The 24479-nt window shown below is 56.2% G+C and carries 29 protein-coding genes; 13 read left to right on the top strand and 16 right to left on the bottom strand.

The window, feature by feature from the left end:
* Nucleotides 1-237 carry a DUF1656 domain-containing protein gene (locus ACGS9J_RS16585; RefSeq protein WP_442231957.1) on the bottom strand — a complete coding sequence of 79 codons (237 nt, stop codon included), beginning with the start codon at nt 235-237 and terminating at the stop codon, nt 1-3.
* 180 nt (nt 238-417) lie between these two features.
* Between ACGS9J_RS16585 and slyA the strand changes: the two genes are divergently transcribed.
* Entirely contained in the window at nt 418-852 is a 435-nt protein-coding gene (slyA, locus tag ACGS9J_RS16580; RefSeq protein ID WP_442231956.1) for a transcriptional regulator SlyA, read from the top strand.
* A gap of 86 nt (nt 853-938) precedes the next feature.
* Here slyA and ACGS9J_RS16575 read toward each other — a convergent pair whose 3' ends face one another.
* Nucleotides 939-1403, bottom strand: a complete 465-nt coding sequence (locus ACGS9J_RS16575; protein WP_041415361.1) for a glycine zipper 2TM domain-containing protein — start codon at nt 1401-1403, stop codon at nt 939-941.
* A gap of 371 nt (nt 1404-1774) precedes the next feature.
* Here ACGS9J_RS16575 and anmK point away from each other — a divergent pair, with 371 nt between their 5' ends.
* The 5 genes from anmK (at nt 1775) to pdxY (ending at nt 6325) form a co-directional block, all read left to right on the top strand.
* A complete protein-coding gene (anmK, locus tag ACGS9J_RS16570) occupies nt 1775-2896 on the top strand; it encodes an anhydro-N-acetylmuramic acid kinase (protein WP_442231955.1) in 1122 nt (373 codons plus the stop codon).
* Nucleotides 2897-2941: 45 nt separating this feature from the next.
* On the top strand, nt 2942-3244 hold the full coding sequence (locus tag ACGS9J_RS16565) for an MliC family protein (RefSeq protein ID WP_442231954.1): 303 nt from the start codon (nt 2942-2944) through the stop codon (nt 3242-3244).
* A gap of 87 nt (nt 3245-3331) precedes the next feature.
* On the top strand, nt 3332-3985 hold the full coding sequence (pdxH, locus tag ACGS9J_RS16560) for a pyridoxamine 5'-phosphate oxidase (protein WP_442231953.1): 654 nt from the start codon (nt 3332-3334) through the stop codon (nt 3983-3985).
* Between the two features lie 139 nt (nt 3986-4124).
* Nucleotides 4125-5399, top strand: a complete 1275-nt coding sequence (gene tyrS, locus ACGS9J_RS16555) for a tyrosine--tRNA ligase (RefSeq protein ID WP_442231952.1) — start codon at nt 4125-4127, stop codon at nt 5397-5399.
* Nucleotides 5400-5464: 65 nt separating this feature from the next.
* A complete protein-coding gene (gene pdxY / locus ACGS9J_RS16550) occupies nt 5465-6325 on the top strand; it encodes a pyridoxal kinase PdxY (RefSeq protein ID WP_442231951.1) in 861 nt (286 codons plus the stop codon).
* A gap of 47 nt (nt 6326-6372) precedes the next feature.
* Here pdxY and gstA read toward each other — a convergent pair whose 3' ends face one another.
* From gstA to ACGS9J_RS16530, 4 genes are all read right to left on the bottom strand, one after another.
* Nucleotides 6373-6978 carry a glutathione transferase GstA gene (gstA, locus tag ACGS9J_RS16545; RefSeq protein ID WP_442231950.1) on the bottom strand — a complete coding sequence of 202 codons (606 nt, stop codon included), beginning with the start codon at nt 6976-6978 and terminating at the stop codon, nt 6373-6375.
* Nucleotides 6979-7070: 92 nt separating this feature from the next.
* Nucleotides 7071-7955 carry a 4-hydroxy-tetrahydrodipicolinate synthase gene (dapA, locus tag ACGS9J_RS16540; RefSeq protein WP_442231949.1) on the bottom strand — a complete coding sequence of 295 codons (885 nt, stop codon included), beginning with the start codon at nt 7953-7955 and terminating at the stop codon, nt 7071-7073.
* A 373-nt stretch (nt 7956-8328) separates the two neighbouring features.
* On the bottom strand, nt 8329-8595 hold the full coding sequence (locus ACGS9J_RS16535) for a DUF3811 domain-containing protein (RefSeq protein WP_442231948.1): 267 nt from the start codon (nt 8593-8595) through the stop codon (nt 8329-8331).
* Between the two features lie 102 nt (nt 8596-8697).
* Nucleotides 8698-9396 carry an HD domain-containing protein gene (locus tag ACGS9J_RS16530; protein ID WP_442231947.1) on the bottom strand — a complete coding sequence of 233 codons (699 nt, stop codon included), beginning with the start codon at nt 9394-9396 and terminating at the stop codon, nt 8698-8700.
* Nucleotides 9397-9595: 199 nt separating this feature from the next.
* Between ACGS9J_RS16530 and ACGS9J_RS16525 the strand changes: the two genes are divergently transcribed.
* On the top strand, nt 9596-9991 hold the full coding sequence (locus ACGS9J_RS16525; RefSeq protein ID WP_442231946.1) for a nuclear transport factor 2 family protein: 396 nt from the start codon (nt 9596-9598) through the stop codon (nt 9989-9991).
* Here ACGS9J_RS16525 and ACGS9J_RS16520 read toward each other — a convergent pair.
* Nucleotides 9988-10257, bottom strand: a complete 270-nt coding sequence (locus ACGS9J_RS16520; RefSeq protein WP_442231945.1) for a hypothetical protein — start codon at nt 10255-10257, stop codon at nt 9988-9990. The genes ACGS9J_RS16525 and ACGS9J_RS16520 overlap by 4 nt on opposite strands.
* A gap of 199 nt (nt 10258-10456) precedes the next feature.
* On the opposite strand from ACGS9J_RS16520, the gene ACGS9J_RS16515 reads away from it, so the two are divergent.
* A complete protein-coding gene (locus tag ACGS9J_RS16515) occupies nt 10457-10768 on the top strand; it encodes a hypothetical protein (protein WP_442231944.1) in 312 nt (103 codons plus the stop codon).
* A 144-nt stretch (nt 10769-10912) separates the two neighbouring features.
* Here ACGS9J_RS16515 and ACGS9J_RS16510 read toward each other — a convergent pair whose 3' ends face one another.
* Nucleotides 10913-11290 carry a RidA family protein gene (locus ACGS9J_RS16510; RefSeq protein ID WP_442231943.1) on the bottom strand — a complete coding sequence of 126 codons (378 nt, stop codon included), beginning with the start codon at nt 11288-11290 and terminating at the stop codon, nt 10913-10915.
* A 143-nt stretch (nt 11291-11433) separates the two neighbouring features.
* Between ACGS9J_RS16510 and ACGS9J_RS16505 the strand changes: the two genes are divergently transcribed.
* Nucleotides 11434-12288 carry an aminoglycoside phosphotransferase family protein gene (locus ACGS9J_RS16505; protein WP_442231942.1) on the top strand — a complete coding sequence of 285 codons (855 nt, stop codon included), beginning with the start codon at nt 11434-11436 and terminating at the stop codon, nt 12286-12288.
* Here the strand turns inward: ACGS9J_RS16505 and ACGS9J_RS16500 are convergent.
* Nucleotides 12253-12756, bottom strand: a complete 504-nt coding sequence (locus ACGS9J_RS16500) for a cupin domain-containing protein (protein WP_442231941.1) — start codon at nt 12754-12756, stop codon at nt 12253-12255. The two genes, ACGS9J_RS16505 and ACGS9J_RS16500, sit on opposite strands and share 36 nt — an antisense overlap.
* Before the next feature lie 76 nt (nt 12757-12832).
* Nucleotides 12833-13312 (bottom strand): MEKHLA domain-containing protein, encoded by a 480-nt coding sequence (locus ACGS9J_RS16495; protein WP_442231940.1) that lies wholly within the window; start codon nt 13310-13312, stop codon nt 12833-12835.
* A gap of 169 nt (nt 13313-13481) precedes the next feature.
* Here ACGS9J_RS16495 and ACGS9J_RS16490 point away from each other — a divergent pair, with 169 nt between their 5' ends.
* Nucleotides 13482-14318, top strand: a complete 837-nt coding sequence (locus ACGS9J_RS16490) for an AraC family ligand binding domain-containing protein (protein ID WP_442231939.1) — start codon at nt 13482-13484, stop codon at nt 14316-14318.
* 49 nt (nt 14319-14367) lie between these two features.
* Nucleotides 14368-14802 carry a DUF2000 domain-containing protein gene (locus ACGS9J_RS16485; protein ID WP_442231938.1) on the top strand — a complete coding sequence of 145 codons (435 nt, stop codon included), beginning with the start codon at nt 14368-14370 and terminating at the stop codon, nt 14800-14802.
* Here ACGS9J_RS16485 and ACGS9J_RS16480 read toward each other — a convergent pair.
* Nucleotides 14799-15992 carry a benzoate/H(+) symporter BenE family transporter gene (locus tag ACGS9J_RS16480; RefSeq protein ID WP_442231937.1) on the bottom strand — a complete coding sequence of 398 codons (1194 nt, stop codon included), beginning with the start codon at nt 15990-15992 and terminating at the stop codon, nt 14799-14801. The two genes, ACGS9J_RS16485 and ACGS9J_RS16480, sit on opposite strands and share 4 nt — an antisense overlap.
* A 112-nt stretch (nt 15993-16104) precedes the next feature.
* On the opposite strand from ACGS9J_RS16480, the gene ACGS9J_RS16475 reads away from it, so the two are divergent.
* Together ACGS9J_RS16475 and ACGS9J_RS16470 are read left to right on the top strand one after the other, a co-directional pair.
* Nucleotides 16105-16668 (top strand): helix-turn-helix domain-containing protein, encoded by a 564-nt coding sequence (locus tag ACGS9J_RS16475; protein WP_442231936.1) that lies wholly within the window; start codon nt 16105-16107, stop codon nt 16666-16668.
* A 157-nt stretch (nt 16669-16825) separates the two neighbouring features.
* Entirely contained in the window at nt 16826-18916 is a 2091-nt protein-coding gene (locus tag ACGS9J_RS16470; protein ID WP_442231935.1) for a prolyl oligopeptidase family serine peptidase, read from the top strand.
* An 82-nt stretch (nt 18917-18998) separates the two neighbouring features.
* Here ACGS9J_RS16470 and dtpA read toward each other — a convergent pair whose 3' ends face one another.
* The 5 genes from dtpA to rsxD form a co-directional block, all read right to left on the bottom strand.
* Nucleotides 18999-20519 carry a dipeptide/tripeptide permease DtpA gene (gene dtpA, locus ACGS9J_RS16465; RefSeq protein WP_442231934.1) on the bottom strand — a complete coding sequence of 507 codons (1521 nt, stop codon included), beginning with the start codon at nt 20517-20519 and terminating at the stop codon, nt 18999-19001.
* A gap of 606 nt (nt 20520-21125) precedes the next feature.
* A complete protein-coding gene (gene nth / locus ACGS9J_RS16460) occupies nt 21126-21767 on the bottom strand; it encodes an endonuclease III (protein WP_442231933.1) in 642 nt (213 codons plus the stop codon).
* Nucleotides 21767-22465, bottom strand: coding sequence for an electron transport complex subunit E (locus tag ACGS9J_RS16455; protein ID WP_442231932.1), 699 nt, complete (start codon nt 22463-22465; stop codon nt 21767-21769). The genes nth and ACGS9J_RS16455 overlap by 1 nt, the downstream gene beginning before the upstream one ends.
* Nucleotides 22462-23091, bottom strand: coding sequence for an electron transport complex subunit RsxG (gene rsxG / locus ACGS9J_RS16450; RefSeq protein WP_442231988.1), 630 nt, complete (start codon nt 23089-23091; stop codon nt 22462-22464). Before rsxG ends, ACGS9J_RS16455 begins: the two co-directional genes overlap by 4 nt.
* 9 nt (nt 23092-23100) lie before the next feature.
* Complete coding sequence (rsxD, locus tag ACGS9J_RS16445) at nt 23101-24186, bottom strand: electron transport complex subunit RsxD (RefSeq protein ID WP_442231931.1); 1086 nt, start codon at nt 24184-24186, stop codon at nt 23101-23103.
* Nucleotides 24187-24479: the final 293 nt, after the last annotated feature.

Here is a 24479-nt window from a genome sequence, read left to right as displayed (position 1 = left end):
TTACCAACTCGCTAAAATCCACAAAGAGCCGCTGACGGCGATGACGAAAATAGACAAATCCATCAGCATGGGATGCCAAATTTCGCCGGAATAAATCCAGTCTCGCAACAGGTGATGTACCAGTATCCATAAAACCAGACCCAGCAGAACGGCCTTAAATATGGGCGGAAAATAAAGCGAGGCGCCCAGCACCAAATCGGGTAGCGGGGACGAGGCATGAAGCCATGAAGTATTCACATTAACAATCCCGATGAGTGAATATGTTGAGTCTTTGCATAGATAATAAACAATAACTGATCAAAAGGGTGGCTATTTCCACAATATACATTATATACATTTGTGTTTTTAATGTGAGTTACTCAAAATAGTCTAAGCTCTGGGAAGGTATGTTAGCATGCTAATTATAAGGAGGGGTAAGTGGAGTCAACATTAGGTTCAGATTTAGCACGATTAGTTCGTGTATGGCGTGCGCTGATCGATCATCGGCTCAAGCCGCTGGCGCTCACGCAGACGCACTGGGTAACCCTGCACAGTATCAATCGTTTACCGCCGGAGCAGTCGCAGATCCAGCTGGCTAAAGCGATCGGTATTGAGCAACCGTCATTGGTTCGTACTCTGGACCAACTGGAAGAGAAGGGGTTGATCACTCGCCACACCTGCGCCAATGACCGGCGTGCAAAGCGTATCAAACTGACTGAAGCGGCCGATCCCATTATCAAGGAGGTGGACAGCGTCATCAGCTCTACGCGCGGCGAAATTCTGAGTGGTATTACGACTGATGAAGTACAACTGTTGGTTGGTTTGATTGGCAAGCTCGAACAAAACATCACTGAACTGCAAAATAAACAATAAGAACTTCTTTTTATACGATTAGATTTCACAGCATCGGAAATGAAACCGGAGGCCTAAAGCCTCCGGTTTTACCTTACGCGTACCGCTTACAGCGGAGATACGGTAATGGTGTCGCCAGTACGAGCCATACGAACGCGCTGGCCTGGGCTGAACTTGGTCGCGCCCGCCTTCTGAACCACCACGATATTCTCTTTCTGGTCAGTCTTGATTTCCAGCTCGTAGCCTGAGGTACGACCGGCCGCTTCGCCGATGCTGTTACCCGCCACGCCACCGGCTACTGCGCCGGCTGCTGTCGCCAGGCTACGACCGGTGCCACCGCCGACGGTGTTGCCGAGGAAGCCACCCAGTACGGCCCCCCCGATCGCGCCAATGGTATTCGAGGTTTCACCGCCCTGGATTTTGACCGGGCGAACCGAAACCAGCGTGCCATAAGTCACGGTTTGAACCTGTTTGGCCTGCGAAGCGGAATAAACGTCACCGGACATGGATTCATTGGCGCATCCTGCCAGCGTAACTGCGGCGATGGCAACGACGAGAAGACGCTTGATCATATAAAACTCCTGTTGGTAGTAGTCCATAACCTGGGGAACCTTTCCAGGCCAGATTCTCAATGAAAATGATAGACAAAGTATGGCTCAAACGCACGTACATCACCATGACCCGCTACTGCACGCAGCTTAACTTTGCGCTGTTCAACCAATAATAAACGGTGGTTTAGCTTTATGACAGCAACGGAAGAAATTCCGTGGTGCGTTGAGTGATTGTTTAGCGGTGATAATCAACGGGGCGAGGGGGCAACAAAACAGGCGTATTGCTCACAGAGGTGAAAAAAGACATCATAATTCATGGCGTTAATGTTTTAATTCTGGTTTATTTATCAGGTCAAAAATTTGCTTCCCCGCGTAGGGTAAAGGATGTTGCTATGAAGTCAGGCCGCTATATAGGTGTTATGTCCGGCACCAGTCTGGATGGCGTCGACGTCGTGCTTGCTGCGATCGACGGACGAATGGTGGCGCAACAGGCCAGTTACAGCCATCCGATGCCGGTCCAGCTCAAGCAAGATATTCTCGGCATGTGCCAGGGGCAGCAAACTACGCTTTCCGCGGTGGGGCGGTTGGATGCCCAGCTCGGCACCTTGTTTGGCGAGGCAGTGCTTGGCCTGCTCAAGCAAACCGGCGTGTCGGCGCAGGATATCACCGCCATCGGCTGTCATGGCCAGACGGTATGGCACGAACCTGAAGGCGACGCGCGTTTTTCTATGCAGCTGGGTGACAATAATCGCATTGCGGCGCTGACCAACATCACTACCGTTGGCGATTTCCGTCGACGCGACATGGCCTATGGCGGTCAGGGGGCCCCCCTGGTGCCGGCCTTCCATCAGGCGCTGTTGGCACATCCGGTGGAACGCCGCATGGTGCTCAATATTGGTGGCATCGCCAATCTCTCGATGCTGTTGCCGGGGGCGCCGGTACGCGGTTTTGATACCGGGCCGGGCAATATGCTGATGGACGCATGGATCTGGCGTCATCGCACGCAGCCCTACGATAAAGACGGTGGCTGGGCGATGGAGGGGCGTGTTTGCCTGCCGCTGTTACAGCAGATGTTGGCCGATCCATACTTCGCGCTGCCGGCGCCGAAAAGCACCGGGCGTGAATATTTTAATGCCGCCTGGCTGGAGAGCCAGCTTTCGGGGCTACCGGCCGTCAAACCGGTTGATGTGCAAACCACGCTGGCGGAATTGACGGCGATAACGATTTGCGAACAGGTTCAGTTGGCCGGTGGTTGCGAACGTCTGCTGGTCTGCGGCGGCGGGGCTCGTAATCCGTTGCTGATGGCTCGGATGTCGGCGCTGCTGCCCGGCACCGAGGTGTGCCTGACCGACGATTTCGGGATTAGCGGTGATGATATGGAAGCGCTGGCCTTTGCCTGGCTGGCGTTTCGCACCTTGTCCGGTCAGTCCGGCAACCTGCCTTCCGTCACCGGTGCCAGCCGTGAAACCCTGCTGGGTGGGATTTATCCGGTTTTGCCTTTAGGGGGGCGTTAGCTCTGGTAGGATAGAAATCGAAAGATTTCCCTAAGGAGCAACAGCATGAAAAAAATCATTATTGCCGCCGGCGCACTGGCGCTGGCCGGTTGCAGCTACGTTCTGCCGCAAAGCAGCCAGACCTTGCATTACCAATGTGGCACCACGCCGTTGACGGCTACGCTGGATGGCAAGGAGAGCACCGTCAGCATGCTGATGGATGGCGAACAGTTGAGGCTGAAACAGGTGCTGGCCATGACCGGCGCCAAATACAGCGACGGTAAATACACCTTTTGGTCGAAGGGCCAAAATGCCTACCTTGAGCGCAATGGCAAAGTGATCATGAGCGACTGCACGCTGGCTAATTGATCCGGCGGTTGCGGCGTCAGAGCGATTGAGATCCTGACGCCGCTGGCGCAGAATAGAATCACGATTTTTCAGTTGGTTGATAACCGAATGATTGAAAATAATGAATTTGATGTTGCGGACCTGCGCCGTGAATACACTCGTGGCGGCCTGCGTCGCAACGATTTGACCGCCAATCCACTGGAACTGTTCGAAAAGTGGCTGAAACAGGCCTGCGATGCCCGTCTGGCCGACCCTACCGCCATGTGCGTGGCGACTGTGGATGAACATGGCCAACCCTACCAGCGTATTGTTTTGCTCAAGCATGTGGACGATAAAGGGCTGGTGTTTTACACCAACCTGGGTAGCCGCAAGGCGCAACAATTGGCGAACAACCCGCATATCAGCCTGCTGTTCCCGTGGCACATGCTCGACCGCCAGGTGATTTTCCTCGGTAAAGCGGAGCGTTTGTCCACCTTCGAGGTGATGAAGTACTTCGCCAGCCGCCCGAAAGACAGCCAAATCGGCGCCTGGGTGTCGCAGCAGTCATCACGCATTTCTGCGCGCGGGGTGCTGGAAAGCAAATTCCTCGAACTCAAGCAAAAATTCCAGCAGGGCGAAGTGCCGCTGCCCAGTTTCTGGGGCGGATTCCGGGTTAATTTCGACTCCGTCGAGTTCTGGCAGGGCGGCGCCAACCGTCTGCATGACCGTTTCCTGTATCAACGGGACGGGAATGACTGGAAAATTGACCGACTGGCACCCTGAAGACCGAAAATCCCCCTTAAGCGCTGGCACTGATGTCGCCGGCGTTTTATTCTATGCCCTATTCTGAATTTTATATTTCGCCAGTGGGCGAAAGGTCGTGTACCGACAAAGGTGCATTCGTTTATACATGGAGTCATTGATGGCAAGCAGCAACTTGATTAAACAACTGCAAGAGCGGGGCCTCGTTGCCCAGGTTACGGATGAGGAAGCGTTAGCAGAGCGACTGGCGCAAGGGCCAATTGCACTGTATTGCGGTTTCGATCCGACCGCTGACAGCTTGCATTTGGGCCATCTGGTTCCTCTGTTGTGCCTGAAGCGCTTCCAGCTTGCCGGCCACAAGCCGGTAGCGCTGGTGGGCGGGGCCACCGGACTTATCGGCGACCCCAGCTTCAAAGCGGCTGAGCGTAAGTTGAATACCACCGAAACCGTGAACGAGTGGGTGGAAAAAATCCGCAAGCAGGTTTCCCCGTTCCTCGATTTCGACTGCGGCAGCAACAGCGCGATTGCCGCCAACAACTACGACTGGTTCGGCGGCATGAACGTGCTGACCTTCCTGCGTGATATTGGCAAGCACTTCTCCGTCAACCAGATGATCAACAAGGAAGCGGTGAAGCAGCGCTTGAACCGTGACGACTCGGGCATCTCGTTCACCGAGTTCTCCTACAATCTGCTGCAGGGCTTTGACTTCTCCGAGCTGTACAACCGCCATCAGGTTGAACTGCAGATCGGCGGTTCCGACCAGTGGGGCAATATCACCTCCGGTATCGATCTGACCCGCCGTATGCACCAGCAACAGGTGTTCGGTCTGACTGTTCCCCTGATCACCAAAGCGGACGGCACCAAATTCGGCAAGACCGAAGGCGGCGCAGTCTGGCTGGCACCAGAAAAAACCAGCCCGTACAAGTTCTACCAGTTCTGGATCAACACTGCCGACGCAGACGTGTACCGTTTCCTGAAGTTCTTCACCTTCATGGATCTGGCCGAGATCAACGCGCTGGAAGAAGAAGACAAGAACAGCGGCAAGGCACCGCGCGCTCAATATGTGCTGGCGGAAGAAGTGACCGGCATGGTGCATGGTGCTGAAGGGTTGGCTGCGGCCAAGCGTATCACCCAGAGCCTGTTCTCCGGCGCGCTGCACGACATGACCGAAGCGGACTTCGCCCAGTTGGCGCAGGACGGCATGCCGACCATCAAACTTGATGGCGACGCCGATCTGCAACAGGCGCTGGTGAATGCTGAACTGGTCCCTTCACGCGGCCAGGCTCGCACCATGATTGGCTCCAACGCGGTGACCATCAACGGTGAGAAGCAGTCCAACGCCGAATACACCTTCAGCGACGCCGATCGCCTGTTCGGCCGCTACACACTGCTGCGTCGCGGTAAAAAGCATTACTGCCTGGTAGATTGGCAGTAATCAAAACAGCAGCAAAGGGGCCCTCAGCGGCCCCTTTATTTTTAAGGCATCAGAGCAAATTTTTGATGAAAAACATTCTTTCTATTCAATCCCATGTGGTGTTTGGCCATGCGGGTAACAGCGCGGCAGAGTTTCCGATGCGCCGCATGGGCGTTAACGTTTGGCCGTTGAACACCGTGCAGTTCTCCAATCATACCCAGTACGGCAAATGGACCGGTTGCGTGATGCCGGCCAGCCACCTGACGGAGATTGCCCAGGGGATTGCGGATATCGATCAGCTCAAGCATTGCGATGCCGTGCTGAGCGGCTATATCGGTTCGCCGGAGCAGGGCAGCCATATTCTGGAGATCGTGCGTCAGGTCAAACAGGCCAATCCGAACGCCTGGTATTTTTGCGATCCGGTTATGGGTCACCCTGAAAAAGGCTGCATTGTGGCGCCGGGCGTGGCGGAGTTTCATTGTCAGCAGGCATTGCCGTGCAGTGACATGATGGCGCCCAATCTGCTGGAGCTGGAGTTGTTGAGCCAGCGGACTATCACCGACGTTGATCAAGCGGTAAGCGCTGCACGCGAATTAATTGCCAAGGGGCCGAAAGTGGTGCTGGTCAAGCACCTGAGCCGCGCCGGTTACCATCTCGACTGTTTTGAAATGCTGCTGGTGACCGCGGATGAAGCCTGGCATATCAGCCGTCCGCTGGTGGATTTTGGCACCCGACAACCGGTCGGCGTGGGCGATCTGACCAGCGGTCTGCTGTTGGTTAATTTGCTCAAGGGCGAGGCGCTGGATAAAGCGCTGGAACACGTGACGGCGGCGGTCTATGAGGTGATGATGACCACCCAGGCGATGGGGGAGTACGAGTTGCAGGTGGTGGCGGCGCAGGCTCGTATCGTGCAGCCGAACTGCGAGTTTAAAGCGATAAAACTGTAATTCAGCGGATACTGTGCCCCGGCGGATCTTATGCCGGGGCGCGGGTGTTATTTCAGACCTTCCGCGTTCAACGTCGCCTCTACCGATGGGCGCGCGGCCACGCGATCAAAATAGGCCGACAGCTGAGCGTGTTTTTTGAGATCGAACTGCATGGCGATGGCCCAACGCAGAACGGTAAACAAATAGGCATCCGCCACGCTGAACCGGTTCCCCAGCAAGAAATGCTGCTTCGCCAGCACCGCATCCAAATAGCTGAACTGTTTCTCGAGTTTTTCGCGCGTGAAGGTTTTGTATTCTTCCGGCGTTTTCGGGTTAAACAGCGGGCTGAAGCCTTTATGCAACTCCGTCGCAATGTAGTTCAACCATTCAATCGCATGGTAACGCGACAGCGTGCCTGCGGCAGGGATCAGGCCGCGATCCGGCACGCGGTCTGCCAGATATTGCACTATCGCGACGCCTTCGGTCAGCAGGCTGCCATCATCCAACAGCAGCGCCGGTACCTGTCCTTTCGGGTTGATGGTCAGATAATCTGCACCGCTTTCGGTCTTCTTCAGTGCCAAATCCACCTTTTCCGCGGTGAAATCCAGGCCCGTCTCGCGCAGGACGATATGCGGGGACAGCGAACAGGCACCGGCTTTATAGAACAGTTTCATCGAAAGCTCCTTGATAATGATAAGTGACAGGCATGCTTAACCTCTGATCCTAGCTCTATAACGTCAAAATTACAGCGGGTTAACCGACAAATTTAACCGATCAACTCGGCTTCCGGTTGCAACTGTGCCAGGGTGGCGGCAATTTGCTGTTGCAACGCCTGCGGCACGGTTTGCATGGGGGAGCGCAGCTCGTTACGGATCAGTCCTTGCTGCGCCAGCGCGGCTTTGACCGGGGCCGGGTTCGGGAAGCTGAACATCTGGTGGATCATCGGCAGCAGCGCATAGAAGTTGGCGCGGGCAGCAGGCAAATCACCGTCGGCAACTTGTTGCACCAGTTGCACAAAGCGCTGTGGGTGAATATGCGCGGAGGCGGAAATGGCCCCGGTGCCGCCCAGGCATAGCGTCGTCAGGATCAGATTGTCTTCGCCGGTCAGCACGTCGATTTCACCGTCGTTAATCAGCGCCATCGCCGTATCCGGATTGCCGCTGCATTCCTTGATCGCTTTCACCTGCGGATGACGTGCGATCTGGCGCAGGGTGGCCAGCTCCATCACGATGCCGGTGCGTTGCGGAATGTTGTACAGGATCACCGGTACGCTTGAAGCGTCGGCCAACTGGGTGAAATAATCCACCAGACCGCATTGCGATGGGCGAATGTAATAGGGCGCAGGGATCAGGACACCGGCGAGGTCACGCAGCTGGATCGCCTGCTGCATTTGCAAGGTGTCGAACAGGTTATTGCCGGCCAGCCCCATCACTACCTGATGGGCCGGCGTAACGGCCAGCACAGCATCGAGCACCGCCAGCTGTTCTTCCTGGCTTAACGCGGCTGCCTCACCGGTTGTGCCGCAGACGACCAAGCCATCGACGCCAGAGGCGATCAGATGTTGGGCCAGCCGCTGGGTGGCGGGCAGGTCGACGGCGTGGTTATTAAATGGGGTAACCAGAGCAACCCAAATACCGGAAAATGAGGCCATAATAAATTCCTTCAGTGCGAACAAGTAAGAAGCCAGATGAGAAAACAAGAGGGGGAACGAGTCGCATACCGTCCAGTCAGCTCATCTGACGGGACAGCGCGCCCCGGTCAAATGAGCGTCTGTTTCTTCGAGTAAACCGCCAGCCAACCGTCAAGGGGCAATGCCGGCATCTGCGCAGCGTCATTGTTGTTGAGGTGAGTCATGGCAGTCTCTTGAAAAGGGGTATGCGCTGATAATGAATATTCTGCATTATGCTGTCAATTTACAACAGCTTGATAACACGGTTATTCATGATGACGCAGCGCTGATGAGTTTGGCTAATAAAGCCGGGTGCGGATAAAAAACCCCGCGTTTGCGGGGCTGCCAGACGGTGTTAGCGGGGACGACGCGCGCCGTTGATCGAGGCCGACCAACTGAAGGTTTCCCCGGTGGGTTGAACGCGGTTGGCTTTGCGTTCGGCCCGGGTGGCTTTTTCAATCTTCTCGCGGGCAGCGGTGATGCGCGCCACCACTTCATCTTTGATCTTGTTATTCTCGGCGTTGGTCAACGCGCGGCCGAGGCTTTTACGTGCCTTGTCCAGCTCGGTTTTTACTTCACGTTGCTCGCTTTCCGTCATGTCTTTCAGCGTCAGTTTTTTCATTGTTGCAGCCTGGTCAGTGAAGTTGGCATCCAGTGTACAGCAATTAGGAGCACGAAGATGCTGCCGCCGTAACGGAAATGGCGTGTTCGCAAGATCATGGCGTTAGATCTCTTCCTGCAACTCGCTGAGAAAACGTCGCATGCGCTCGGTACGCTCAAGGGCCATTTTCTTGCCGGTGGCGGTTTGAAAACCGTCCTGCAGTTTGAACAACTTGGTTTCGAAGTGATCCAGCGAAAAACGCTTGTCGTCATATTGGCGCTGCTCCGCCAGAGGATCGGCGGCATCGTACAGCGCGCTGCGCATGCGTCCGCCGATATAAAAACAACGCGCCACGCCAATCATGCCGATAGCGTCCAGACGGTCTGCGTCCTGAATGATTTTTGCTTCCAGGGTCTCTGGGGCAATGGCCGCGGAGAAGCTGTGCGCCTCGATAGCATGGGCGGTTTTGGCAATGTCCTGCGGATCCCAGCCCAGCTGTTTCAACAGCAGAGCACCTTTCTCCGCAGCCATGCGCGAAGCCAGGTGGCGCTGTGGGGAGTTTTTTTCCACCGCCACACAGTCATGCAACAGCACGGCTGCGCACAGGATGCGTCGGTTACCGCCTTCCTGCTGACTGATTTTGCGGGTGTTTTTCCAGACGCGATGCAAATGGGCCACGTCATGCGAGCCATCATCGGAATCGAGAGTCAGGGGCAACAATGCCTGGGCCAGTTCCTGATGGGGAGAGAAAGGCTGCAGCAATGCTTGCGCCAGGGGTAAAGAATGCACGTTTTGCTCCTTGTGATCGGAAAACCAAATCATAACAGCCCGTAATGGGACGAATATGACAGCGCAATGCCCTAATTGTTTACTACACTGCAACAGACTATTGCCGCAATCGCGGTTTTTATGCCGGAATAAGCAACTTACAATAGTCCCATTCCGGTCGTCCCCGCTTGGTGTAAACCTGTGTCTGCGGGGTATGGCCGGGATATCCCGCATAGGCCACCGGAGAAAAGTCATGCCAACGAATCTTGAAATTGTACGCGCCACCTATGAGGGCGGCAGTGCCGAAGAGAATGGTCGCAACCTGCTGGCGGCATTAGCGCCAGATGCAGAGTGGACTGAAGCGGCGGGGTTTCCTTATGCCGGTACCTACATTGGCCCACAGGCGATTTTCGAAAATGTTCACCAGCGCCTGGGAACAGAATGGCAAGGCTATCGCGCCGATGTCGACCATTTCTATGATGCCGGCGAAAACGTGATTGCTCAGGGTTTCTATCATGGCACCTACAGGGCGACCGGCAAATCCTTCACCGCCTCCTTTGCGCATATTTATCAGTTGCATGCGGGGAAAATCGTCAAGTTCGTGCAAATCGTCGACAGCGCAAAAGTGCTGGAGGCCATGCAGGGCTAAAGGCCACTGTGCTTGCCAAATTTGCGATCGTACTCCCGTCGGTAACCGCGCGCCTTGTTACGATCGCGGATCCACAAATACCCGCACACCAGCGCGACGGCACCTGAAAAGGTAATGTTGCGCATATCCCGGTCATAGAAAAATACCAGCACGCCGTCCAACGCCGCGATAAAGGCAATCCATTTATACATATGGGATTGCCGTCGCGTGGCGGCGTTAAGGCGTTTTAACTGTCTGGCTTCGTGCATAACCGGCTTTTGCTGCATAACGTCCCGTCGGTAATAAATTTCTTAGGGATAAATTAGCAGAAGATTCCTAATGGCGGCAAAGGATAACGTACGCAACACCCTGTTTTTAGGCTGGCCGCCCTATGCGGGAAATTTGCGTGCCGATTCACGATTTAGCGGGAAAGCGTGATAGGTTATTTATTCGCTATTTTGGAGTTTTTATTCACCTGGAGACATCATGATTGTCAGAACGTGGCATGGGTGCGTGCCGTTACAGCACCAACAAGGATTTTCTGAACATTTGAAGGTCACGGGCGTGCAGCATGCGCAAGCTACTGCGGGAAACCAAGGTGCCTTTTTTCGACAAGAAATACAGGGTAATTATGCCCATTTCTTCCTCGCCACTTACTGGGATTCGCTGGAAGCGATTAAGCGTTTTGCCGGCGAGGATTATCAGATTGCGGTGACGTATCCCGATGACGAAGCCTTTGCTTTAATCTCCGATCCCTATGTGTTTCATCATCAGGTTGATGAAATAGCCACGCTGTAATAGTCAGACTCGTAATAAATAAGGGATGTTATGAGCAACAATAAAATACACCCGAAAGATAGAGGGCAGCAGCAACGCAAGGTTTAAGTGTTCATGATATCCAACCCCTGAGAGTTGGATAAGGGCGCGTTATAGCGCCCAATATCACAACGCCACTACGGCTTCTATCTCAACGCTGACCTGCGGCGAGAACAGCGCGCTGACCGCGACCAGTGAACAGGCGGGCAGTGCACCATCAAAATAGTCAAACAGCACCGGCCGTATGGCCTGCAAATCGCCGATATTGGTCAAGAACACCGTTATTTTAATCAGCGCCTTGAGATTCGTCCCCTCGACGGCGGCGATGGTCGCCAACTGCTCCAAAATGGCCTGCGTCTGTTGTTGGGTGGTTTGTCCCTGAGCCTCGGTGGCAAAAGCCGTCAGGCCGGAAATATACAGCGTATCCTGATGGCGCACGGCATGGACATAGGGGCCGCCTGGCGTGGGCAGATGCGGATAATTAATGCGCTTTAGTGATGTCATGGTAAAAACCCCGAGAGATTAATTAAAAAAGCCAACAAACTTGGTTAGGATGGTGCGATGAACATCGGAAGTACGCAGGGATCGATTGATTTTTAATAATATCACTAACATCCATTTATAACTGTGAAGGACGTTTCAGGGTAATGAATCCGGCCTTAATTCCCTATATGCAACGCTGGCAGTTACAGCCCGACGGCCAGGCGTTTGAAACTCACAGCAGCCTGCTGATGCCGGTGCGGTATCAGGGAGCGGCAGCCATGCTGAAAATAGCCCGCGAACAGGAAGAGAAGTTCGGTGGGTTATTGATGTGCTGGTGGCAGGGCGAGGGCGCCGCACGGGTACTGGCCTGGCATGAGGACGGTATTTTGCTGGAGCGCGCGCAAGGCAACCGTTCGCTGCCGCAGATGGTGCGCGACGGCGACGATCGGCAGGCGACGGCGATCCTTTGTCAGGTGGTTGCCCGCCTACACGCTCCACGCGCCGAACCTTTGCCCGAGCTGATCCCCTTGCATCAGTGGTTTAATTCACTGTGGCCGGCGGCGCAGGCCCACGGTGGCATGTTACGTCTCAGCGCTACCGTGGCGGCGGAACTGCTGACCAGCCCGCGCGAACAGACCGTGTTACACGGTGATATTCACCACGACAACGTATTGGATTTCGCTGAGCGCGGTTGGCTGGTGATTGACCCCAAACGTCTTTATGGTGAACGGGCCTTCGATTACGCCAATATCTTCTGTAACCCTAACTATGGCATCGCCACCGACCCCGATATTTTTCAGCGGCGGGTAGATCAGGTTTGCCAGTTGGCCGGACTGGAGCGCCGGCGTCTGCTGCAATGGATCCTCGCCTGGGCAGGGCTGTCCGCCGCCTGGTTTATGGAGGACGGCGAGGCAGCGGATATCGATTTCCGCGTTGCCGAGCAGGCGGCGCTTGCCCTGGGCCTCTCGCTGCCGGAAGGGGATTCAGGGTTCATCCTGCCAATAATCGAGCGACGCTGAAGGGCGCTGTAAATAGCGCACCGGTTCGCCATTTTCGTCCACGGCCGTCGCCTGAAACTTGCCGGAATCCGGGTATTCCACCAGTTCGGGCTGTTCGCGGGTACTGATGGACAGGTATTTCAGCGGTGCATCGGAACTGTTGATGATTTGATGCGGATATTCCGGTCCAGGCGGAATAAAAATAATGTCCCCGCCGGTGATCGGCAGCCGTTCACCGGCTACCCGCAAGGTACCGTTTCCCTCCAGAACGATAAACATTTCCTCCTGCGCATAGTGAAAGTGATAGGGGCAAGAACGCATGCCCGGCGCTACCACGTCGATGGAGGCGCCCAGCTTTTTGGCCGCGGTACCGGTGCCCAAACGGGTGCCCATACTGTCATACAGCGGTGGGCGACTGTCGTGCGTTTTCTCAACCTGTTCAAAATTACGGATCAGGCGCTGGGCTAACAGCGCGGCATGCTCATTCATAGGCTCTCTCATGACAATGTCACTTAGTGGTTAACGATAGTGATAGAAAATCCGGCAACGGTGTTGCCTACAGCCATTATCGCTTTGCAGGATCCTGCAGGGTAAACCAGCCTGGCCGGCGTTTCGGCTGTGGCCAGAACAGCGCGCCCTGGCCCCCACCGGGGATCTGCCAGACCGCACAATCATAAAGGGTGAAGGTATCCCCATATTTATCGACGCGCAGGCCGCGATACCCCTGAGCGATGCCTTGCCGAGTGACCTTGTCCAGCAATTGTCGGCGCTCCGCACGGTCCGCTGGGGAGGCGCTCAGTCGCGAAGGCAGTGCAACAAATTCATCAAAGGAATAACCGAAACACTGCTGAGCGCAGTGATTGGCATAGATAAACAGGGGATCTTCGCCGCTGGCGTGGGCCAACAGGCTATAGGGCGCCTGCTGATGCAGCCATGCGAGGCGTTCGTCGGGGGCGGTCTGCGGACCGGGCAGGCCGTCGCCGGTCCAGTGGCGGTAAGCAGCGTCTATTCGTTGAATCAGATCAATCTGCGCGGAAGATGGCATAGTGGCTCCCTTGAAGGTACAAAGCAGACAACAATGGTTCTCTCTCAGTTAAGCAGAAGATCGCCAAAGGGTGAAAATTATGCCCGTATGCCCGGCGCGCACATTTGTTCCAGACGCCGAGCCGCAGTTCTGTTATATGACAGGTTGGGCTAACGATAATAGGGCGCCGATGAGCAACTGGATCGAATTAAAGAAAGACCGGCCGACCGGCATAGAGTTGATTCGCGCCCATTTTGGCGGCCATGCGCACGCTTATGATCCTCACTGGCATGATGATTATCTGGTTGGCGTCACCGAGCAGGGCGTTCAGCAGTTCCATTGCCGACGCCAGCGCCATCGCAGTACGCCGGGGCAGGTGTTTTTGCTGGAGCCGGGAGAGCTGCATGACGGTGATGCGCCGGCAGACGCCGGTTTCACCTACCGAATGCTGTACCTCGGCCCGCAGTGGCTGGAGGCTCAGTTGCGTCAGTTGTTTGCCGAGGTTCCCGACAGTTTCCGCCTCAGTTTTGCCGCTACGCTATCCGACGATCGACCGCTGGCGCAGGCGACGATCCAGGCTTTCTCGCAGTTACAGCAAGAAAGCGAAGGGGAATTACAGCGTCAATTTGCATTGGATAACCTGCTGTGCGGGTTGACCCGACACGTACACTGGCGGGTTAACTCGCCGCGCGAAACTTCCGGCTATCAGGCGCGACGCATCCGCGACTTCCTGCATGCCAATAGCCATCAGGACATTCGTATGGAATCGCTGACGGCGCTAACCGGTCTGGATCGGTTCCGCCTGACCCGATTGTTCCGTCAGACTTACGGTTTGCCGCCGCATGCCTATTTGGTTCAGCTGCGGCTGGCGCAGGCGCGGCAGCTGTTGGCCACAGGGACAAAACCCATAGAGGTGGCCGCGCAGCTGGGCTTTGCCGATCAAAGTCATCTGGGACGCTGGTTTCAGCGTGTCTACCGGCTGACCCCGGCGCATTACCGCAAACTGTGCACAAATCTTCCAGATTAAGCCGTTGCGGCTGGGTATTCTGCAGGCTGACTTATCGACAGGAAGCTGCATGATGGAAACCAGAGTTTCAGACACGATTAACGCCGAGCGCTGCGTGATTATCATTAATCAGGATTTGCCTCTGGGCAACACCGCTAATGCCGCGGCGGTACTGGCGCTAACGTTGGGTCAGCGCCACCCTGGGCTGGTCGGTGAAGGGTTAATGGACAGCCAGGGACAGTGTTGGCCCGGACTGATCCCGATAGGGATCAGCGTACTGGCCGCCAGCGCGGAGCAACTGGGCGAGTTATTGCAACAGCCGCGTGCCGCGGAGGTGGATCGGATCCTGTTCCCGGTCGATGGGCAGCAAACTACCGATTACGCGGAGTTTCGCGCCAGCGTCGCCAGCCGGCCAAGTGCCGATTGGCGTTTATTGGGTATTGCGTTGGTGGGCGAGAAGAAAACCGTGCGCAAGTTGACGGGCAAGCTCAACCTGCTGGCTTAATGCTCCGTGCGACTCGCGCGTTGTGGCAGTGACAGGATGATATGGGCGATGGCTCCGCCAATAATTCCCCAAAATGCCGAACCGACGCCGAGCAGCGTCACGCCGGACGCGGTGATCAGGAAAGCGATCAGCGCGGCGTCGCGTTGTTTATCATCTTGCAGTGCGCGTTGCAGACTCCCGGCGATGGTGCCTAGCAGCGCCAGCCCGGCAATGGTGTGGATCAAGGCGATGGGCAAGGCGCTGAACAACATGCCAATAACGCCGCCGAACACCCCGGCAAGCAGGTAAAACACCCCGGCAGCAGCGGCAGCCATATAGCGCCGTTGTGGATTGGGGTGCACGTCCGGCCCCATGCAGATGGCGGCGGTAATGGCGGCGATACAAACCGAGAATCCGCCGAACGGCGCCAGCAGCAGTGCGGTCAATGCCGTCCAGCTAATCAGCGGCGAAGTGGGCACGTTGTAGCCTGCCGCCTTGAGCGTGGCGATACCGGGGGCGTTTTGTGACGCCATAGTGACCACGAAGAAAGGCACGCCAATCCCCAGCAACGTAGCCCCGCTGAAATGTGGCGTGATAAATTCCGGCATGGCGAACACCAGCGGTTGTTGCGAAAGATGAATGTTCCCCTGCAGCGCCGCAATGGCCAGTCCCGCCAGCAACGTCAGCACGATCGCATAGCGAGCAAAATAACGACGGCATAGCAAATACACTAGCCCCATCCCCGCACTGAGCACGAAATTCACCTGTAACGAAGCAAAGGCATCCAGGCCAAAACGCAGCAGGATCCCCGCCAACATCGCCGCCGAAATGGCCTGCGGAATATAATCCATCAACCGGGCAAACAACCCGGTGACGCCGCACAGCAGGATCAGCCCGGAGGCAAAGATGAACACGCCAATCGCTTCGTTGAGCGGGGTACCGGGCAGGCTGGTCACCAGCAGCGCGGCGCCGGGCGTCGACCAGGCGGTCAGGATCGGCGTGCGGTAATACAGGGACAGTCCGAGTGAGGTGATGCCCATCCCCAGCCCCAGCATGGTCAACCAGCCGCCAATCTGCATTGGCGTCGCGCCGGCGGCCGCGGCCGCCTGAAAGATAATGGCGGCAGAACTGGTGTAACCGACCAATACGGCAACAAACCCGGCCATCACGGCGGGCAGGGACAAATGACGCAAAGAGAGGGCTGGACGCATGGCAGACTCCGGCAAGGGTTGTGCGTTATAACGCACGACGAAGGGCAGCATAGCACCGTGCGTTATAGCGTACAAGTGGCTATAATCAGCCGGAATATCAGGGGAGAAAAGCATGCAGGAATTGTCCGGCCATCTGGCGCAAACGCTTCGTTCGCTGCGCATGCAGCGCGGCTGGAGTCTGGCTCAGGCGGCTGAAAACACCGGCGTCAGCAAGGCGATGCTGGGGCAGATAGAACGGGGTGAATCCAGCCCCACCGTGGCGACGCTGTGGAAAATCGCTACCGGTTTTAACGTGGCGTTCTCCGCTTTTCTGGAGATCTCGCCGCTGCAACAGCAGGCCACGCTGCACCGTTATGGCGATGCGCCGGTGTTCAATCAATACAATGCCGATATGCGGGTGGTTCCGTTGTTCCCCTTCGATCGACAGTTGGGTTTTGACATGTTCGTCATCGATCTGGCACCGGGGGTGCTCAGTGAGTCTTCGGCACATGAGCCGGGCGTGATCGAGCACGTGATTGTCATCAGCGGCGAGCTGGAATTGGCTGTTGACGGTCAGTGGCACCACCTGACCGGCGGCGAGGCGATGCGTTTTCAGGCCGACCGGCCACATGCCTACCGGAATGCCAGCCAACAGACGGTGCGTATTCACGATCTGATCCACTATCCTAAATTTTGACTCAACGACCTGGGCGTTGGTTTGACTCTGCATCGGCAAACGCCTACTTTGTTGCAAATGAGTCTTATTAACTTTCAAAAGGAGATTGAACTTGCCAGTCAGCAACCGACGCCAGTTTATTAAACTCAGCGCACAAACCGCAGGAGCCGTATTCGCGATGACTTCATTACCGAACAGTATCCGCCTGGCGATGGCGGCAGAAGGGGGCGCCAGCCCCGCCGATGAATTTTTGTGGCTGGAAGAGCTGCAGGGCAAAGCCGCACAGGCGTGGATAAAGCAGGAAAACCAGCGCACCACGGCGCGTTTTGCCCAGGGCGAAGGCTTTCGTCAGGTGGAAAAGCAGGTACTGGATATTCTGAATAAAGAGAGCCAAATCCCGTGGGTCGCCAAGCGGGGAGATTACTATTACAACTTTTGGCAGGATCAAACCAACCCGCGCGGCCTGTGGCGACGCACCACCTTGCAGGAGTACCGCAAGGACAAGCCAAACTGGGAAACGGTGCTGGATATTGACGCGCTGGGCAAGGCCGAGGGCAAAGACTGGGTCTTCCATGGTTCGCAGTCGCTGGCACCGGAATACCGCTATTGCCTGCTGGAGCTGTCGCCGGACGGAGGGGATGCCACCGAAATCCGCGAGTTTGATCTGGTCACCAAGCAGTTTGTGAAAGACGGCTTTGTGCTGCCGGTGGCGAAAAGCCAGGCTTCGTGGATCGATAAAGATACGCTGTTTATCGCCACCGATTTCGGCGCAGGCTCCATGACCCAGTCCGGCTACGCACGTATCGCCAAACGCTGGCGGCGCGGCACCGCGTTGAGCGCCGCCCAAACCTTGTATGAAGCGCAGCCTCAGGATATGGCGGTGTTTGCCTATCACGACGACACGCCGGGGTTTGAACGCAGCTATGTGGGCCGCAACCTGGATTTCTATCGTCGTGAAAGCTATTTGCTGGCCGCCCAGGATCAGAAAATCAAAATTGATATTCCCGCCGATGCCGAGTTCAGCACCCACCGGGAATGGCTACTGATTAAACCGAGCAGCGACTGGCAGGTGGGCGAGACGCTTTATCCTTCCGGCGCCTTGCTGGCGACCCATTTCGACGATTATCTGGCCGGTAAACGTGAATTCACGGTGTTATTCACCCCGACGGCGCAGGTGGCCTTGAGCGGCTACAGCGCCACGCGTGACCATGTGATCCTCAGCATCATGGACAACGTGATAAACCGGCTGGAAGTGTTGACGCCGCAGGGCAACCGCTGGCAGCGCAAACCGCTGGGCAAGCCGGGGGCGATCAGCACCCTTTCTGCCGGTGGCATCGATGAAAAGACCAACGATTATTTCCTGACCCTCAGCGGCTTCCTGCAGCCGACCTCTTTGTATATGGGCAATCTTGACGGCGGGGAGCCGGAACTGCTCAAGCAGGGGCCACAGGATTTTGACGCCAGTGGTTATCAGGTCAGCCAGCATTTCACCGCGTCGAAAGACGGGACGCGCGTGCCGTATTTCCAAATTTCGGCCAAAGGCATCAAGCTGGACGGCAGCAACCCCACCTTGCTGTACGGTTATGGCGGCTTTGAAGTGTCGCTGACGCCGGGTTACATGGGCGCCAAGGCACCTGCCTGGTTGGAGCGCGGCGGGGTATACGTCGTGGCAAATATTCGCGGCGGCGGGGAATATGGCCCGGCCTGGCACCAGGCGGCGCTGAAGCAAAACCGTCATCGTGCCTATGAGGACTTTGCCGCCGTAGCGCAGGATCTGATTGCACGAAAAGTGACGTCGTCACAACACCTGGGGGCACGCGGCGGCAGCAACGGCGGCCTGTTGGTGGGCAATATGCTGACACTGTACCCACAGCTCTTCGGCTGCATCGTGTGCGAAGTGCCGTTGCTCGACATGCAGCGTTATACCCAACTTTCTGCCGGTGCTTCGTGGATTGCCGAATACGGCGACCCGAGCAAAGCGGAAGAGTGGGCATACATTAAAACTTTCTCGCCGTACCACAATATCAAAGCGGATGTGTCGTACCCGACGGTGCTGTTTTACACCGCCACCAGTGACGACCGGGTGAACCCGTCGCACGCACGCAAAATGGCGGCACGGATGCAGCAGATGGGCTATTCGCAGGCTTACTTCTACGAGAATACCGAGGGGGGGCACAGCGCCGCGGCGGACAAGCAACAGGCTGCTTTCCATGGCGCATTGGTCAGTGAGTTCATGTGGACTAACCTGAGCGCGAAACCCCGGGCCTGAATCACGGGGAGAACGACATAAAAAAGCCGGGGCACATTAGCGCCCCGGCTTTTTTTCGCGGTGGAAACCGTCGAGTCAGCGATTAGCTGGCCGTCGCGGCCGCCTGCGCTTTCTTGTTGGTATCTTCTGCGGTGTCCAATGTCATGCGATACAGTTTCGGTGCCGTCAGCATCATCAGGATGGCGATCACGGCGGTAGCAATACCGATTTGCATAAACACGTGGCTGTAGATAGCCAGCGAAGCGTGTGCGTCGTTGACGTTGCTCGGCACGGCGGTCAGACCGGCAACCTTACCGGCAATCAGCGCGGCGGCGGCGGTGGTCAGGAACCAGGAGCCCATGATAAAGCCCATCAGGCGCTGTGGCACCAGCTGTGCCACCATGGCCAGACCCAGGCCAGAGATCATCAGCTCGCCGATGCTCTGCAGCGCGTAGCTCAGGATCAGCCAGTTAACCGAAACAATCCCCTGTTCGTTGGCGAAGCTGGCACCCCACGGCAGCACCAGGAAGGCACCGGAGCACAGGATCATGCCGAAAGCGAACTTGTGCGGCATTGGCAGACGGTCGCCCATCTTGTTATACAGCGCCGCCAGAATCGGGCTGGCCAGCATGATCCAGAATGGGTTCAGCGCCTGATACTGCTCAGGTTCGAAGGCAATGCCAAGAATGCTGTGTTCCACGTTGTGGATGGCGAAGAAGTTCAGCGAGGTCGGCATCTGGCTGTACAGCACGAAGAACACCACTGCTTCCAACATCAGCAGGAAGGCGACGATCATCTTGCGGCGTGCCGCACCGTGCAGTGCAAAGGCCTCTTTGGCGAACACAATCACGATACCGAGGGAGATAATCGCCAGCGCCCAGCGGGCAATCACCTGGTTGTGCAGCAACCAGCTGGAAATGGCGACCAGCGCAACCACGCCGACCAGCACCATCAGCAGTTTTTTCACCTGCAGCGGTTTAAAGTCTGGTTTGGAACCGTGCTGTTTAACCCACTTGTGGCACACCATAAAGTTAACCAGGGTGATCAGCATGCCCACCACGCTCAGAGAGAACGCAACGCTCCAGCCGTATTTCGCCGCCAGCCACGGGGTGGCCAACATGGAAAGGAAAGAACCGATATTGACGGACATATAGTACATGGTGAATGCACCGTCCAAACGCGGATCGTCTTTCTCATAGCAGGTTGACAGCAGGGAAGATGGGTTAGCCTTGAACAGGCCGCTGCCCACGGCGATGGTCGCCATGCCCAGATACACCCAGAAGATTTCATGGCCGGAGTAGGCCACCATGGCATAGCCGACGGCCAGCACCAGCGCACCCAGCACGATCACGCGCTTGGATCCCAGCACTTTATCTCCGAGCCAGCCACCGATGGCGACAAAGCCGTACACCAGTGCACTGAAGGAGGAGAACAGGGTGATCGAGTCGGCTTCGCTCAGGCCAAGCATCTTGACCAGGTAAACCGCCATGATGCCTTGCAGGCCGTAATAACCGAAACGTTCCCAGAGCTCGATAGAGAAGATCAGGTAAAACGCCTTGGGCTGTTTGAAGGCGTTGAGACTAACGCTTTCAGGTTGTTCGCTGTTGTTGTTTGCTGTTGACACTGGTACCTCTGATTTTTCACTGCCCCGTCCCAGAGAGACGGGAAATTGCAAAAGGTGATGCAGGACTGCATCCTTCTGCGTTGTTATAGGATGGGATGACGGCGGTTAATGTTCACTATCTTTGTCAACGAGGCAAGGCGTTTGTCATATCCTGTTACATATAACGTTCGCGAAGTGAAACAACCATGTTGCAAATGTTATGCAGCATTAACGTTCGACTTTATTTGCTTTGCCGAGTTTTTGTTTTGATTAAAAGCTATGCGGAATTTAAACAGTGATATATTCTGCTGAATTGGATTTTAATGGTTCATATCAACAGGTGTGGTGATTAATCCATTGGATTGTTGTGCATATGGCGGGTTTCGTAAAATTATAGAAATTTAGGAAAACAGGACTGGCGGTTGTGACGGTATTGTGATCTTCAAAACGTGAGGTTTACCGCAATTTTTGACTAATTTTTCGCTTGAAAATAAGCGGGAAGTGGGTTTTCCACTGAAATCCTCGAGAACGCCAAGGTTACTGCTGCTTGATATCACATTTCCGATAAAAAATAGGCCAATGGGGCGCGGAGGAGAGACGGGCGCGTAACGCGCCCTTTGGTGGCGATCAGGCGTCGGGATAAACCTTTTCTTTAAACTCGCAAAGATCTTCAATGATGCAGGAGCCGCAACGCGGTTTACGCGCGATGCAGGTATAGCGACCGTGCAGGATCAGCCAATGATGGCAATCGACCTTGAATTCGGCAGGGACCACCTTCAACAGCTTCTCTTCAACCAGATCGACGTTTTTGCCCGGTGCGAAATGGGTGCGATTGCAGACGCGGAAGATATGGGTATCCACGGCAATGGTCGGCCAGCCAAAGGCGGTGTTGAGCACCACATTGGCGGTTTTGCGACCGACGCCGGGCAGGGCTTCCAGCGCAGCGCGATCTTCCGGGACCTCGCCACCGTGCAGATCCAGCAGCATGCGGCAGGTTTTGATCACGTTTTCGGCCTTGCTGTTAAACAGGCCGATGGTCTTGATGTAGTCTTTGACGCCATCGACCCCTAACGCCAGCAGGCTGGCCGGCGTATTGGCCACCGGATAAAGCTTGGCGGTGGCTTTATTGACGCTGACGTCGGTAGCCTGCGCGGAGAGCAGCACGGAAATCAACAGTTCAAACGGCGTGCTGTACACCAGTTCCGTGGTCGGCTGCGGGTTGTTGTCACGCAGGCGGGTAAGAATTTCCAGCCGTTTTTGTTTATTCATCAGGCTTTCTCTGTCTGTCCTTGTCCCAGCGTTGGTTCGGCCGCCAACGCTTTGGCCGTACGCGCTTTCATCCGTTCATCGATCAGGTATTTCACCGCCAACAATAACCCCAGGCCGATAAAGGCCCCCGGTGGCAGCATGGCCAGTAGGAACGGGCTGTCGAAGTGAACCACTTCAATGCGCAATACCTTGGCCCAACTGCCCAACAGCATATCAGCACCGTCGAACAGGGTACCGTTGCCCAGCAATTCGCGCATGGCCCCCAGCGTCACCATCACACCGGTGGCGCCCAGACCGATAGCCAGACCGTCCAATACCGACAATCCGACCGGTTTTTTGGAGGCTACCGCTTCGGCACGGCCAACCACGATACAGTTGGTGACGATCAGCGGGATAAAGATCCCCAGCGACTGGTAAAGGCCGAAGGCATAGGCGTTGATCAACATCTGTACGATGCTTACCGCCGCCGCGATGATCATGACGTAAATCGGGATGCGTACCTCACTCGGGACCCAGCGACGTACCGCAGAGATAGAGCCGTTGGTCAGCATCAATACCAGAGTGGTTGCCAGCCCCAGCCCGAGGGCATTGGTGATGGTCGAGGTCACGGCCAGCAACGGACACATCCCCAGTAACTGCACCAGGGCGGAGTTGTTCTTCCACAACCCCTGGACAATCAGATCTTTGGCTTCACTCATTCGCTGGCTCCACAGACAGGTAAGCTATCAAGTTTAGGCGGCAGCGTTTCCATATACAATGCCGTGCGCCGAACGGCGTTGACCACCGCGCGCGGCGTAATGGTTGCGCCGGTGAATTGATCGAACATACCGCCGTCTTTCTTCACCGCCCAGCGTTTATCGTCCGGGCCTTCAATTTTTTTGCCGCTGAAAAACGAAATCCAGTTGGAGATGCGCAGCTCAATCTTATCCCCCAGCCCTGGGGTTTCATGGTGTGAGACCACGCGGGTGCCCAGCACGGTGCCGCTGAAATCAGCGCCGACCAGCAGTTGAATGGCACCGGAATAGCCATCCGGCGCAGTGGTTTCCAGCGCGGCAGCCGTCGGCTGACCGTTTTTACGCGCCAGGTACAGGCGATGCGGGGCATCGTTGCCCAGCGCTGGATCGTTGACCAGGAAACACTCGGTCTGCATGTTGTTATCGTAGTGTTCCGGGGGCACTACCTGGTCAAGCAGGGCTTTTTGCTGCAGTGCTGCCTGGTGGGCGATGGTTTTTTGCGTCAGGCTATGCACCACCGCGGTTAAGCCGGTGGTCACTGCGGCAAACACCGCCAGTGTGGTGCCATGCTTTCTCATTGAATTAAGCATCATGGCTCCTTAGCGATGGCCGTACACGCGAGGCTGCGTGTAGTGGTCGATGAGCGGTACGGTAATGTTGGCCAACAGTACGGCGAAGGCAACGCCATCCGGATAGCCGCCGTAAACGCGGATTAGCCACACCAATACGCCGACCAGGGCGCCGTAAATCAGGCGGCCTTTGGGCGTGGTAGAGGCGCTAACGGGGTCGGTGGCAATAAAGAATGCACCCAGCATGCTGGCACCGGAGAACAGATGGATCAGCGGCGACGCCTGCTGCTCCGGTGAGAGCCACCAGGCCAGGCCGGAGCACAGGGCGATGGCCGCCAGCATGCTGAACGGGATCTGCCAGTGGATCAGGCGACGTGCCAGCATAAACAGCCCGCCGGCCAGGAAACCGAGGTTGACCCATTGCCAACCGATACCGGCCAATGCCCCACCAAACAGCGGTTGCTGCAACACCTGCTCGACGCTATGGCCGCTGCGCAGGCCGGTTTTGAAACCGTCCAGCGGGGTGGCCTGACTGATGCCGTCAATGCCCATTTGCAACTCATGGATGGTGGCACCCTGTGCGGTATGGCCGCTGAAAATGGCGAGCAGGGTATCCTGGAACGACAGTGCCGTGGCCCGCAGTTCATCCGGCGGCAACCAACTGGTCATCTGCACCGGGAAGGCGATCAGCAACACCACGTAACCGACCATTGCCGGGTTGAACGGATTTTGCCCCAGACCGCCATACAGCTGTTTGGCGATAACAATGGCGAAGAAGGTGCCGATGACAATCATCCACCAGGGTGCCAGCGGCGGCAGGCTGATGCCCAGCAGCAGAGCGGTCAGCAGGGCAGAGTTGTCCGCCAGACGCGTTCGCACCGGCAGTTTGCGCAGGGCCAGGATAGCACCTTCCGCCAGCAGGGCGACGATCATCGCCAGTGCGGTTTGGATCAGTGTGCCATAGCCAAAAAACCACACCTGTGCTGCCACACCGGGAATACAGGCCAGCATGACCCACAGCATAATGCGGCTGGTGCTTTGCTGGTTATGGGTGAAGGGAGAACTGGCGATGTGCAAGCCTTTGGCGGCTGCTTGTTGTACCGGCCTGAACTTCATAGAATAACTACACCTATCTTTGCCGTACATCGGCAGGTTCAACGCGCCTCTCAGAGGAGCCGCAGGAAAAATTATAGCGCTGCATTCTACCTGAATCACTGCGAGGGTAATACGTCTTAATTGTGCGGGTATTGGGCTTTTAGCACGCGGTGTATGCCAGGGGCTAAGCTTCTAATGGCGCGATTGGATTTTTTTTGCCGGTAAAAGCGAGGTAGCTTGGTCGACCAAGAGAAAACTGTCGGTATCACTGGCCGGCAACAGGCGATAACCACTGGGTTTGCAAGGTGTTTTTG

The sequence above is a fragment of the Serratia quinivorans genome, from assembly GCF_052113645.1.
GTDB classification, from domain to species: Bacteria; Pseudomonadota; Gammaproteobacteria; order Enterobacterales; family Enterobacteriaceae; genus Serratia; species Serratia quinivorans_B.
Note: the sequence above shows the minus strand (reverse complement) of the source record. Positions and strands in the feature narration are given on the sequence as shown.